At 56.4% G+C, this 13023-nt stretch carries 12 protein-coding genes and 1 pseudogene; 11 read left to right on the forward strand and 2 right to left on the reverse strand.

The window, feature by feature from the left end; all coding sequences use genetic code 11:
- The first annotated feature begins 49 nt into the window (after positions 1–49).
- Both nhaA and N8E88_RS05080 read left to right on the forward strand, forming a co-directional pair.
- Positions 50–1222, forward strand: coding sequence for a Na+/H+ antiporter NhaA (nhaA, locus tag N8E88_RS05075; RefSeq protein ID WP_262291430.1), 1173 nt, complete (start codon positions 50–52; stop codon positions 1220–1222).
- Between the two features lie 1223 nt (positions 1223–2445).
- Positions 2446–2728: pseudogene (locus N8E88_RS05080) on the forward strand (KUP/HAK/KT family potassium transporter); the annotation flags it as partial.
- 127 nt (positions 2729–2855) lie between these two features.
- On the opposite strand, the gene N8E88_RS05085 reads toward N8E88_RS05080, so the two are convergent.
- Entirely contained in the window at positions 2856–3551 is a 696-nt protein-coding gene (locus N8E88_RS05085) for a TetR/AcrR family transcriptional regulator (RefSeq protein ID WP_262291431.1), read from the reverse strand.
- Between the two features lie 154 nt (positions 3552–3705).
- On the opposite strand from N8E88_RS05085, the gene N8E88_RS05090 reads away from it, so the two are divergent.
- The 3 genes from N8E88_RS05090 to N8E88_RS05100 are packed head-to-tail and all read left to right on the forward strand — an operon-like array spanning position 3706 to position 6628.
- Positions 3706–4707 carry an efflux RND transporter periplasmic adaptor subunit gene (locus N8E88_RS05090; protein WP_262291432.1) on the forward strand — a complete coding sequence of 334 codons (1002 nt, stop codon included), beginning with the start codon at positions 3706–3708 and terminating at the stop codon, positions 4705–4707.
- A gap of 5 nt (positions 4708–4712) precedes the next feature.
- Positions 4713–5954: an ABC transporter permease gene (locus N8E88_RS05095; protein WP_262291433.1), complete on the forward strand. Its 1242-nt coding sequence runs from the start codon at positions 4713–4715 to the stop codon at positions 5952–5954.
- Positions 5951–6628: an ABC transporter ATP-binding protein gene (locus N8E88_RS05100; protein ID WP_262291434.1), complete on the forward strand. Its 678-nt coding sequence runs from the start codon at positions 5951–5953 to the stop codon at positions 6626–6628. The genes N8E88_RS05095 and N8E88_RS05100 overlap by 4 nt, the downstream gene beginning before the upstream one ends.
- 402 nt (positions 6629–7030) lie before the next feature.
- On the opposite strand, the gene N8E88_RS05105 is transcribed toward N8E88_RS05100, so the two are convergent.
- Positions 7031–7765, reverse strand: coding sequence for a 2-keto-4-pentenoate hydratase (locus tag N8E88_RS05105; protein WP_262291435.1), 735 nt, complete (start codon positions 7763–7765; stop codon positions 7031–7033).
- 300 nt (positions 7766–8065) lie between these two features.
- On the opposite strand from N8E88_RS05105, the gene N8E88_RS05110 reads away from it, so the two are divergent.
- From N8E88_RS05110 to kdpC, 6 genes are read left to right on the forward strand one after another with little or no spacing between them, the layout of a single operon-like run.
- Positions 8066–8239, forward strand: a complete 174-nt coding sequence (locus N8E88_RS05110; RefSeq protein WP_262291436.1) for a hypothetical protein — start codon at positions 8066–8068, stop codon at positions 8237–8239.
- 16 nt (positions 8240–8255) lie between these two features.
- The gene (locus tag N8E88_RS05115; RefSeq protein ID WP_262291437.1) at positions 8256–8345 is read left to right on the forward strand and encodes a K(+)-transporting ATPase subunit F; all 90 of its coding nucleotides are present in this window, start codon (positions 8256–8258) and stop codon (positions 8343–8345) included.
- A 34-nt stretch (positions 8346–8379) separates the two neighbouring features.
- Positions 8380–10083 (forward strand): potassium-transporting ATPase subunit KdpA, encoded by a 1704-nt coding sequence (gene kdpA / locus N8E88_RS05120; protein WP_262291438.1) that lies wholly within the window; start codon positions 8380–8382, stop codon positions 10081–10083.
- Positions 10084–10093: 10 nt separating this feature from the next.
- The gene (locus N8E88_RS05125) at positions 10094–10261 is read left to right on the forward strand and encodes a hypothetical protein (protein WP_262291439.1); all 168 of its coding nucleotides are present in this window, start codon (positions 10094–10096) and stop codon (positions 10259–10261) included.
- 44 nt (positions 10262–10305) lie between these two features.
- Positions 10306–12405, forward strand: coding sequence for a potassium-transporting ATPase subunit KdpB (kdpB, locus tag N8E88_RS05130; RefSeq protein WP_262291440.1), 2100 nt, complete (start codon positions 10306–10308; stop codon positions 12403–12405).
- Between the two features lie 12 nt (positions 12406–12417).
- On the forward strand, positions 12418–12987 hold the full coding sequence (gene kdpC, locus N8E88_RS05135) for a potassium-transporting ATPase subunit KdpC (protein WP_262291441.1): 570 nt from the start codon (positions 12418–12420) through the stop codon (positions 12985–12987).
- Positions 12988–13023: the final 36 nt, after the last annotated feature.

Here is a 13023-nt window from a genome sequence, read left to right on the forward strand (position 1 = left end):
TCTTTGGAAGACCGCTAGCATTTTGCATTTCAGGATTCTATCAAGACCCATGGATATAAAACCCGCCCGTCGAATCCGGCTGTCATCGTCTTTTCGTTCGTTCATTGAGAGTGAGGCTGCCGGCGGCATCATTCTGATGGCCGTTGCTGCTCTGGCGCTGATTGTTGCCAACTCTTCGTTGAGGGAAGGTTATTTCGCTCTTCTCAAAACCGATCTCGGCAGCCTGAGCATTCTTCACTGGGTCAACGATGCGTTGATGGCCGTATTCTTTCTTCTGGTCGGCCTTGAGATCAAGCGGGAGATGGTCAATGGTCAGTTGTCGAACTGGTCGCGCCGCGCATTGCCGGGATTTGCGGCGCTTGGCGGCATGGTCGTACCAGCTTTGATCTTCCTTGCCCTCAATGAAGGGGAAACCCTGCGCGGCTGGGCGATCCCGTCGGCCACGGATATTGCCTTTTCGCTCGGCGTCCTGTCGCTGCTCGGATCGCGCGTTCCGCTGTCACTGAAGATTTTTTTGACGGCGCTCGCCATCATTGATGATCTGGGCGCGGTCATCATTATCGCCTTTTTCTACTCAGACGGCCTGAACATTCCCGCTGTTGCCGGTGCCGCTGCTGTCTTCGCCATTCTTATCGCGATGAACCTTTTGGGTGTGGTGCGGCTTTGGGCCTTTCTCATTCTCGGTTTGATCCTGTGGATACTGGTGTTCAAGTCCGGAATCCACGCGACCATCGCCGGTGTGCTGCTTGCCCTTGCTATTCCGATGCGTGGCGACAAGGGGCGATCGGATGCACCGCTGCTTACGCTTGAACACGCCATTCAGCCCTGGGTCGTTTTTCTCATCGTCCCGATCTTCGGTTTTGCCAATGCCGGCGTGTCGTTCGGCAACGTGTCATTGTCTAATCTCGCCGACCCGGTTCCGCTCGGTGTGGCGGCCGGCCTTTTCATAGGCAAGCAGATCGGTGTGTTCTCCTTTGCATGGCTTGCAATCAAGCTGCGCCTGGCCGAACGTCCGGCCGGAGCAACCTGGCTACAGTTATACGGTGTGGCGATCCTTTGCGGCATCGGCTTCACCATGAGCCTTTTCATCGGCTTGCTTGCCTATGCCAATTCACCCATGCTGCAGGACGAAACCAAGCTTGGCGTGCTGCTGGGTTCGCTGCTGTCGGCCGTGTTTGGCGCAATCTTGCTGCGCTTGTCGCCGTCACCGGCAAGGGCGTGACACGCGGCACTTGCCGATCAGAGCGTCAGCAGGAGAATAAGCCAGTCGAGCCCGAGCTGGAAATTGAAATTTAGGACATAAATTCAAATTTGGCGCATAATTATGAAGTTATGGCATCTCGCGATTAATTGTCGCGACGATGGTCCTGTCCGAGGAGTTCTTGTCGTAGAAGTTAAGTTTCTGTCGGCTCTCGTTTGCTGTTTCAGGGGAAAGTCCCACGGAAGCTTTGCTTCCAACGTTGCTGCAAAAGAACACCATGATAAATTTCTCATTAGCCGTGCATTCGCATGTGCGACAGGGAGCGATGCTAGGTTGGACCGTCCGGCGCAGCTGCAGCCGCGAAGATGCAAGCGCGTGTCAGCCTCACCAGGAAACAGTAGGAGGGAATGTGGCAGACAGCACAATAAATGGCAGCTTTGAATGCCCTGCCTGTAGAGGCGTAGTTGGGGCCTAATCGGATGCCGACGACGCCATGGCCGTTTGCCGCGATTGCGGACACGTGTTCGGCACATGGGCGAGCGCTCAAGCAATGGCCCAGGCCTCGATCAAGAAGCAACTTCTGGCTATAGTGAAAGCGAATATCAGCAAATCGATCAAAGCAGCAAATCGCAAGATGAGGCGCTAAATCCGTCACGCCCTTGCCGACCCTGTGGTGCTATTTGTTCAACGGAGCGAGGAAGCTGCCGAGGGTCCAGTCACGGCCGAGCATTAATACAGCCATTACAACAAATTGTTTGAAGTCGATTAAACCGTCAGGTTCCACATGCTTTTCCCCTATGGGTGGAGATATGCCAACGGCGACTGAGAGCTAACATGGAAGGGTGGCATCAACATTTCATAACATAGCGATTTCTGTGGGGCAAAAGCTATAATCTAATCAATACTGTTTAAGCCTGCTTATCAATCCAGCCGCCTCCGGCAGTTGCAACAGCGTGCCGGATTATTCTATGGCTCTCTATAATCGGTGCACATGCTTCGGATTTCGCAGCGCAGGAACGCATTCGCAACTACGCTATCCCAAGCTTCCGCCCACAGGCATGTTGCGGTCGGCAAACTTAAAATGGTCACTCGTATCGCCTCCGCCAGAAAACTCCTGACGATCCTCGATGCCATCTTGCGATGCGAGATACCATGACCGCTCGACAAACGAATACAGTCGTTCGCTTTGGCCCGCTTCACTTTGTGAAACACCGCTATCTGGATTTGGTTGCTGCCCCTTGAACAATGATCTGTTCAAGCGTGTGACGATGACCTTGGGGCTATATGGAAAGGCCGAATATTCCGCGTTCACTGGCCATTTACCGGAAACTAGGCTGGAAATTCGACATCATGACCACCTCTTTCTTCCTTTCGCGCCGTTCGCTCAAAGCCGCAGCACAGTCAGGCATGCCGTTTTGGCAGGACAAATTGTTCATCGCCTTGGCTAATAGCGCGAGCGATGCAACAGAATATTTCCAGATTCCGACTGGGCGCGTTGTGGAAATCGGAACACAGGTCAACGTCTGATGGCGCTTTCCAAATGATTATTCAGTTTGATCGATGCTGATGAATGGGCAGCAGGGGCCTGCTTGCCACATTGCGTCCAATTGATGAAATCGGCCGATGGACACTTCACGGCGAGCGGGGTTTTCGCTCAGCTTGATTCCACCGAGATCAAGGCACGCGCGAAGCCTTTTTCCGCCATCTCGATCGTCCCGTCGGGCAGTTTGAGAACCCTGTCGATGGCGAGGCCATAAAGGCGCAGCCGTTCCTCCAGTGCTTCTGCCGCCGCATCGACATTGCCGGCTTTTGCCTGTTGCAGGGCATCGTTCATCACTGCGCCGAGGCTCAAACGGAACTGCAGCAGCATCTCAGCGAAGGCGAGGGGATCCGGTGCATCGAAAACGCCCTGCGCGTTGCCTTGTCTTAGAATCTCCGCGAGCGCGGGGGTGACGACGGCCGTTACCGCTTGGTCCATGCGGTGGAAAAGGACAATGTTTTCAGGACGAAAGATAACCTCGAACGTATTGCGAATATGCGGGGCATACTCGATCTTCAACCGTCGCGATCCGGCAAAGAGGCCGTTGAGGCGGCTGATCGGATCAAGTGTGGGATCATCCAGAACGGGTTGGAGATCGGTCATGCTGTCGCGCGCCATCCGCACCGCGAGCGCCTCCAGCAATGCCGCCTTCGAATCGAAATAATGATAGAAAGCGCCCTTGGAGAGGCCGGCCTCGCGGATGATGTCGTTGACGGTCGTGTTATCGTAGCCGCGACTGAAGAACAAACGTTGCGCGCAATCCAAAAGTTCAGCGAACCTGATCTTCGGCGCTTTGATGGTTCGAACCACGAATAGGCTCCTCAATAAACTTGATTGAAATCTTTATCTTCCCAAGCGGACGACGGAAACGGTCTTTCGCTCTAGCTCGCATTTCTATGATAGACCGACGGTCGGTCGATTGCTATAGTCAGTTGTAAACACCATCCGCGCCGGAGATTCAATCATGCGATTATCGCGTTTATCGATTGCCATTGCTGTTGCTTTGGCGATTGCCGCTCCTGGCATCTGGTACATGCAGCGGCCACAGACCGTCACGACAGTCATGCCGAAGCGCGGAAATGTAGCAGAAATTGTCTATGCCAATGGGGTGGTCGAGCCGCGCACCTGGGCTAAGGTGACGGCGCTTGTGCGCGAACGTATTGTCGAGCAATGCGAGTGTGAGGGCCAAGCCGTGGAGCAGGGCGCTATATTGGCCCGTCTCGACACCAGTGAGGCGCAGGCGGCGCTTGTAGAGCTCGATGCACGTCTGCGCCTCGCCCGCGACGATCATCAGCGCCTGGCCGTACTGGTCGAACGCAACGCCACCAGTCAACAGTCTGTCGACCGGGCCAGCAGCGAGGTGGCGCAGCTTGAAGCGCTGGTCGCCGGACAGAAGGCAAAGCTGGAAAGCTACATTTTGAGAGCTCCGGCCACCGGAACAGTGTTGCGGCACGATGGAGAGGTTGGTGAGATCACCGAACCTGGAACCATATTGTTCTGGGTCGGCCAGCCATCGCCGCTTATTGTCGTTGCCGACGTCAACGAGGAAGACATTCCGCGCGTAAAGGTTGGCCAGCGCGCGCTCTTGCGTTCCGACGCGTTTGCGAACCGCAACCTGGAGGCGACCGTCGATAGCATAACGCCGAAGGGCGATCCGGTGACCAAGACCTACCGGGTCCGTTTCAAGCTGCCCGACGACACGCCGCTGATGATCGGCATGTCGACGGACGTCAATATTGTCATTCGCGTTGCTGAAAATGCGCTGACTGTCCCGTCACTCGCGCTTCGGGGCAATGCGATTTATACCGTTGATGGTGGCAAGGCCTTCCGGCACGAACTCGTCACCGGGATTCGTGGCATGAAGGACGTCGAAGTCCAATCAGGCCTGACTGCCGATGCACGCGTCATCTCGCCATTTCCGGAAGATATTGCCGATGGTGCCCGCGTGACGTCTGCAAAGGAGTGAGAGACGTGCGGCTTATTCTCGATCTCGCTGTTACGCACATTGCCGGCCGCGGCCGGCAAACTCTGGTCGCAATCATTGGCGTTGCCGTGGGTGTTGGCTTTTCCGTTGCCATGGCTGCGCTGATGCAGGGCGGTCAGGACGATTTTGTCGAGCTGCTGATCAACACTATGCCGCATGTCCAGATCACCGATGAGCATCGGACACCGCCGCGTCAGCCGGCGGAAGAGGTTTTCGATACCGCTGCCATTTCCGGGCTCCGTCCCCGGGATGATCGCCGAGGCATCATCAATCCGACGGCCGCCCTGACGTGGCTCAACGGTTGGGTTCCCGGGCGGCTGGCACAAAGCCTCAAGACACAAGGTGTCATTCGTTATTCAAGCCGTGATGTCGGCGCTTCGATCATCGGGATCGATCCCGAAATCGAGCAGGGTGTATCCCCGATCGTCGATGATTTCAAGGCGGGCAGCTTCGCCGGCCTCAGGGCCGGCGGCAACAATATCATCATCGGTGACACGATGGCGGGGCGTCTCGGGGCAGGGCTTGGCGATACGATCACGGCGGTGTCATCGACCGGGCAGTCGCGCAACTTCAAGATCGTCGGGCTCTTCCATACCGGCACCACTGCACGCGACGAAGGCGAAGCCTATGTTCTTCTCAAGAACGCACAGATCCTGAGCGAGCGGGCAAATGCCATCAATGAAATTTGGATCAAGCTTGATGATCCGAACACGGCTCCTTCGGTTGCACACCGAGCGGAAGCCGAACTCGGATACAAGGCCGTCGCCTGGCAGGAAGCAAACGAGGCGATCCTCGAGGCGCTCGTTGTGCGCAATATCATTATGTACACTGTGGTCGCCGCCATCATGCTGGTTGCCGGCTTTGGCATTTTCAACATCATCTCCACGATAACCCATGAAAAGGCACGTGACATCGCCATTCTGAAGTCGCTGGGGTTTCGGGAACATGACATGCGGCGGCTGTTCCTGATCGAGGGTGTGGCTATAGGCGCTGCCGGTTCTGCCATTGGATGGCTCTTGGGGTTCTTGCTCGTCTACGCGCTGGCGCAGGTGCGCTTCGAACTCGCCGCCACCGGTCAGGAGATGACCAGGCTGCCGATTGCCTGGAGTATTCTCCACTATCTTCTAACTGCGGGCTTCGCCCTCGCTTCCGCCGCAGTTGCGGGTTATCTGCCGGCGCGCCGCGCCGCCAAGCTCAATCCTGTCGACATTATCCGGGGGGCGACATGACAGTGCTGATTGAAGCGGAAAACCTCACGCGGATCCTGCCGGAGACCGTGCCGGTGACCCTGGTCAAGGATGTATCCCTGTCCGTCATGGAGAAGGAATTCGTTGCAGTCACGGGTCAGTCCGGCTCGGGCAAATCTTCGCTGCTCTATTTGCTTGGCCTTCTCGACCATCCAACGAGCGGTACCTTGAAAATTGGTGGAAATGATACCGGACCGATGAATGAGACAGAGCGGGCCGGCACGCGCCTTGCCACGCTTGGATTTGTCTTCCAGTTTCACTTTCTCCTGCCTGAGTTTACGGTCCGCGAGAATGTCGAAATACCAATGCGCAAGCTGGGGAGACTATCGCGACCGCAGATGCGAGAGCGTGCCACGGAACTGCTTGAATCCCTGGGGCTGGAAGGCCATCTCGACAAGCTGCCGGAGCAGCTGTCCGGCGGGCAGCGGCAGCGCGTTGCCGTGGCGCGATCCCTTGCCAATGATCCGCCGATTGTTCTGGCCGACGAACCGACCGGCAATCTTGACACGAAAAATTCTGATCAGGTCTTTCAAATCCTTGAAGCGCTTGTACGCGAGCGCGGCAAGACCGTCATCGCCGTGACCCATGACGTCGACATGGCCGCACGCATGGACCGGCAAATCCATTTGGTGGATGGAAAGATCGCGAAGCCCTGAAACGGCGCAGGTCCGATCAACATCGTTCAAACATGTCGCAGACCGCTATAGGTTGCGAATGCTTCGTCAAAACCATCCGGGCAAGTTCGCTCTCCGCAATACGTAAATCATCGAACCCAATACACACATCATGATCGCGGCGCCTGCCATTTCTGGCAGGGCGAGCCACTGATGATGCAGTCTCGTCGTCAGGTTTTCGCAAAAAATTCACTTAACGTCACCACAGTTGGTAAACATCGCCGAAATCATTTGTCATCTCGTTCCATTTTTTTCAGCAACAGTACGAGCACGCCAGTCAAAATCAGCGCCACTGCCACCACCAGAAGAAGTAAAGTGTGATCGTTCATTTTGCTTAATCTCCCTTCCAGAGGAGCGCGCGGCGCGTTCCTCATGAATGCCCCGCTATTCGAATCTGCACGAGACTTGTCCGAGATATCCGAAATCCGCGATCATGTGCTGACCGGGCAAAACCTGAACGATCGGCGTGCACGAACCGGACGTCACAATATCTCCTGTACTGAGCTGGTTGCCGTGCCGGGAAAGCTCTTGCGCCAACCAGACAACTGCTTCGAGCGGATGTCCCATGATTGAGCTTCCGGTAGCGCTCGCCACAACGTTCCCATCCAATCGAGCGGATACCTCGACCGCGTCCAATTCATTTAGATTGGCGTTTTGGTCAAGCGTTCCGCAAATGGTTGCAACATGCAGGCCAAAGTCCGCAACGGCAGCAAAGTGATTGAGGCCGCCGTGGTGAGACCGCCTGCCGAGGATGCCGATGGCAGACTGACAGCCAAGAATGCATTCAGCCGCTGTGGCTCGCGTAATTGGTTCATGATGAGCCGGATAGGGGCGAGCGATAATAAAGGCGAATTCACATTGTGCTCCGAGGACGCCTTGCGCCAGAGATAGTCGGTGACCGTCTCCAAAATGGGCATTACTTGCAATTGGTGCAAAGATCGGTTGGGCAAGTGCGAGGCTGACCTGGGAGCTTTCGCTTGTACCAGCCAAAGCGAAACCATCCAGATCGCTGGAATAAGTTTCGATTGCTATAGACTGAATTTCGAAAGCTTCGGTCAAAGAAAGAATCTGTGTCAATGGCAGTTCGGAAACCCTGCCTCTGGCACGGTTATCTGCCAAAAGACTCCCCAGATCCGCGATTAGTTCCGGTTGCATATGAGACCTCACCTTTGATCGCGAGCAGAGCAAAGTTACCGGCTAAGTCAAATAAATATTCATTTATAGGCGCGGGCTCATATACATATAACTTTTTGATATCTTTCCTTTTTATACGAGGCCGAATACCTGATGTCGCAGGCAATGGCCCGGGTTCGCAAATTCAGAATCTTTATAGGAATCCTATATCTTTCCTATTTGGGCCGTCTCGAATTTTTATGCCGTTTTGAGTCATACTTCGCGCGATCTTGGAAGCTGGTCAGCGTGAGCGATCACGGTATCTCATTAGTTTCACTTGCGTTCGCGTCTGCATGGTCAATTGCGCACTATGCAGGGATTAAAAAAGGAGTTTTCTCCATGGACATTGTTGTTCTCGGGATAGGCATTTTATTCTTCGTCCTGGCGCTGGCCTACACCAAAGCCTGCGACAATCTTTGACCGGAAGGAGTGCCAGATGACTATCGATTACCTTCTCGGCGGCGCTGTGACCCTGTTCCTCCTCGCCTATCTCACCTATGCCCTCGTGCGCCCGGAGCGCTTCTGATCGCATCTGACGCCAGGCGCGGAAAGCTATACCCATGACTCTCAACGGTTGGATACAGATCCTCGTATATTGCGGGATCATCATTTTGCTCGTGAAGCCTGTTGGCGGCTACATGACGCGTGTCTTTAACGGCGATCGCACGTTGCTTTCGCCTTTGCTCGTTCCTGTCGAGCGATGTCTCTATCGCATCTCCGGAACGAATGAGCGCGAGGAGCAGCATTGGACCACCTATACGGCCGCGCTGTTGTTCTTCAATCTCGCCGGGTTTCTCCTGCTCTATTTTCTGCAGCGCTTCCAGGGGGCGCTCCCCTACAATCCCGCGGGAATGACGGCGGTCGGCCCCGAACTGGCGTTCAACACCGCCGCCAGCTTCATGACCAACACCAACTGGCAGAACTATGGCGGTGAAAGCACGATGTCCTATCTCGTGCAGATGGCTGGCCTGACGGTGCAGAACTTTCTTTCGGCGGCGACGGGTATTGCCATCGGGATCGCGCTCATCCGTGGTTTTGCCCGAGCGTCGGGCCGCTGGATCGGCAACTTCTGGGTCGATATGACCAGATGTACCCTCTATATCCTGCTGCCACTCTGCATTGTTCTCACACTTGTCTATGTCTATCTTGGCGTTCCACAAACGCTTGGTGCCTATGTCGATGCCACGACGCTGGAAGGAGCCAAACAGACGATTGCTGTCGGCCCGGTTGCCTCGCAGCTCGCCATCAAGATGCTCGGCACCAATGGTGGCGGCTTCTTCAACGCCAATTCGGCGCATCCGTTCGAAAATCCCGACGCTATCTCCAACCTCATCCAGATGGTTACGATCTTCGTCCTCGGTGCCGGACTGACCAATGTCTTTGGTCGGATGGTCGGAAATGAGCGTCAGGGTTGGGCCATCTTTGCCACCATGGGCATTTTTTTTCTTGCTGGCGTTATCGTTTGTTATTGGGCTGAAGCAGCCGGCAATCCGCTGATCCATGCTCTCGGAATCGACGGCGGCAATATGGAAGGCAAGGAGACGCGCTTCGGTATCGCCCTGTCGGCATTGTTCGCCGTGATCACGACGGCCGCGTCCTGCGGTGCCGTTAATTCAATGCATGACAGTTTCACGGCACTCGGCGGCATGATCCCGCTGATCAACATGATGCTGGGCGAAGTGATTGTCGGCGGCGTTGGTGCAGGCTTCTACGGCATTCTTCTTTTTGTTGTCATTACGGTCTTTGTGGCAGGCCTGATGGTTGGCCGCACACCCGAATATCTCGGCAAGAAGATCGAGGCCAAGGAAGTCAAGATGGCCATGCTGGCGGTACTGTGTCTGCCTTTGGCCATGCTCGGCTTTACTGCCGTCAGTTCAGTTCTCCCTTCCGCGACGGCCTCGATTGCCAATGCCGGCCCTCACGGCTTCTCCGAAATACTCTACGCCTACACCTCGGCTGCGGCCAACAACGGTTCGGCGTTCGGCGGCCTCTCCGGCAATACGCCCTGGTACAACATCACAATCGGCATTGCGGTTCTGTTGGGCCGGTTCTTTGTCATCATCCCAGCCCTGGCGATCGCCGGTTCTCTTGTAGCAAAGAAGACCGTTCCGGAATCCGCAGGCACGTTCCCAACGCATGGCCCTCTGTTTGTTGGTCTGCTCGTCGGTGTCATCCTGATCGTCGGCGGTCTCACCTTCTTCCCGGCGCTGGCCGTCGGACCGATTGTCGAGCATCTCGCGATGACGCTCGGTCAGACATTCTAAGGAATATGCGATGCGTAACGGATACCTGCAATTCGACATTCACTCCCGCGCCGGCAAGCTGGCACAGGGAGCAGAAAAACGCATGCGCGCGTCCGACATCATCCTCGGCATGACGGTAATCATGTTGCTTGTGTGGCTCGCCGCGTACGCGTTCCTCCATCTGTTTGCAGCGGCCTGAACGATCGCCGTGCAAGCATAAGCCTTTCAAAACTGGAGTCTCACATGAGCCATTCCAAATCCGCGAGTCTGATGGACCCATCGATATTGTTCCCCGCGATCGGGGGCGCTTTCAAAAAGCTCAATCCGCGCAGCCTCGCCAGAAATCCGGTGATGTTCGTTGTCGCAGTGGTCTCCACGCTGACCACAGTGCTTTTCTTGAAAGACATCGTGATCGGCGGACACAGCCTTGGTTTCACCTTCCAGATCATCCTGTGGCTGTGGTTTACGGTGCTCTTTGCAAATTTTGCCGAAGCCGTGGCCGAGGGACGTGGCAAGGCACAGGCGGATTCGCTGCGCAAGGCCCGGACCGAGACACAGGCAAAGCTGCTTACCAGTGAGAAAGACACCAGATTCAAGCTTGTGCCAGGCACCAGCTTGAAGGTTGGCGACCTCGTCCTCGTGGAAGCCGGTGACATCATCCCGTCTGATGGTGAAGTTGTGGAAGGTGTCGCTTCGGTTAATGAATCGGCGATCACCGGTGAATCTGCTCCGGTCATTCGGGAATCCGGTGGTGACCGCTCTGCCGTTACCGGTGGCACGCAAGTTCTGTCCGACTGGCTGCGTGTCCGCATCACGGCGGCGGCGGGTTCGACCTTTATCGACCGGATGATTGCGCTTGTCGAAGGTGCGCAGCGTCAAAAGACACCAAACGAGATTGCCCTCAACATTCTCTTGGCAGGCATGACGCTGATCTTCGTCCTTGCCACGGCAACCATTCCGAGCTTTGCCAGCTATGCGGGGGGCGCTATTCCCGTGGTGGTGCTTGTCGCGCTGTTCGTGACATTGATCCCGACGACGATCGGCGCGCTTTTGTCGGCCATCGGCATCGCCGGCATGGACCGGCTTATCCAGTTCAATGTACTTGCCATGTCAGGACGCGCCGTGGAAGCAGCCGGTGACGTTGATACGCTGCTCCTCGACAAGACCGGCACGATCACCTTTGGCAACCGTCAGGCTACGGAGCTCCTTCCGGTCAAAGGCGTGAGCGAACAGGAACTGGCCGATGCCGCCCAGCTTGCCTCACTTGCCGACGAGACGCCGGAAGGCCGTTCAATCGTCGTCTTGGCAAAAGAGAAATACGGCATCCGCGCCCGCGACATGCAAACCCTGCATGCCCACTTCGTGCCGTTCACTGCACAAAGCCGCATGAGCGGTGTCGACATCGATGGCTCATCGATCCGCAAGGGCGCGGTCGATGCGGTTCTCGCCTATGTCAAACAGCCGACGCTTGCGGCCGTTGCAACGGGTGGAACAGCCGTTGCGGGCGCGCCGCGCGCGAGCGGCGAGACCGTGCGCGATCTGCAGGCTATTGCCGACCAGATCGCCAAAGCAGGCGGTACACCGCTTGCGGTCGTGCGTGACGGCAAGCTACTTGGGGTGGTTCACCTCAAGGACATCGTCAAGGGCGGTATTCGTGAGCGTTTTGCCGAGCTGCGCCGCATGGGTATCCGCACGGTGATGATCACCGGCGACAATCCGCTGACGGCGGCAGCCATCGCGGCGGAAGCCGGCGTCGATGATTTCCTCGCGCAGGCGACACCCGAGAACAAGCTGACCCTCATTCGCGACGAACAGGCGAAAGGCAAGCTTGTTGCCATGTGCGGTGACGGTACCAACGACGCGCCAGCGCTGGCGCAGGCGGATGTCGGCGTAGCGATGAACACCGGTACGGTGGCTGCACGCGAAGCCGGCAACATGGTCGATCTGGACAGTGATCCGACCAAGCTGATCGAGATCGTCGAGATCGGCAAGCAGTTGCTGATGACTCGCGGTGCGTTGACGACGTTCTCCATCGCCAATGACATCGCCAAATACTTTGCCATTATCCCGGCAATGTTCCTGGCGTTCTACCCGCAGCTCGGCGCGCTGAACATCATGGGACTGCAGACGCCGCAGAGCGCCATCCTGTCGGCGATCATCTTCAACGCGCTGATCATTATCGCGCTGATCCCGCTGTCGCTGAAGGGCGTCAAATACCGAGCCGTCGGTGCCGGCGCGCTTCTGAGCCGCAATCTCCTCATCTACGGCCTCGGCGGCATCATTGTCCCCTTCGCCGGTATCAAGGCCATCGATGTGGTCATCACCAGTCTTGGCCTCGCTTAAAGGATCATTCCCATGCTGAAACAACTCAAACCTGCGATCATCATGACCATCGCCTTTACGGCTATCACGGGCCTGATCTATCCTTTGGGCATGACCGGGATCGCGCAAGTGCTGTTCCCGCGCCAGGCCAATGGCAGCCTTATCGAGAAGAACGGCACCGTCATCGGTTCGGAGCTGATCGGTCAGGCCTTCTCAAGCGACAAATACTTCCACGGCCGTCCGTCAGCGGCGGGCGACGGTTACAATGCTGCCAGCTCCGGTGGCACCAATCTCGGGCCGACAAATGCCAAATTGATTGAGCGTATTAAGAATGACGAGGCAGCATTGAAGGCGACCCATCCGAACGCTCCGGTACCCATGGATCTGGTCACCACGTCGGGCAGCGGTCTCGATCCGCATATCTCACCGGAAGGGGCCTATTTCCAGGTGCCAGGGGTCGCCAAGGCGCGCGGTCTTGATGAAAAACATGTCCGCGAACTCGTCGATCAGAATGTCAAGGGCCGTAAACTGGGCTTCATCGGTGAACCCGTCGTCAACGTCCTGGCACTGAACCAGGCACTTGATGGCCTGAAGGCACAGTAGTTGAATGGGTGCCGGGGATCTGCAGCTGGAGTTCCC

Origin of the sequence: Phyllobacterium zundukense (assembly GCF_025452195.1) — a bacterium.
In the GTDB taxonomy this organism is placed as follows: Bacteria; Pseudomonadota; Alphaproteobacteria; order Rhizobiales; family Rhizobiaceae; genus Phyllobacterium; species Phyllobacterium zundukense_A.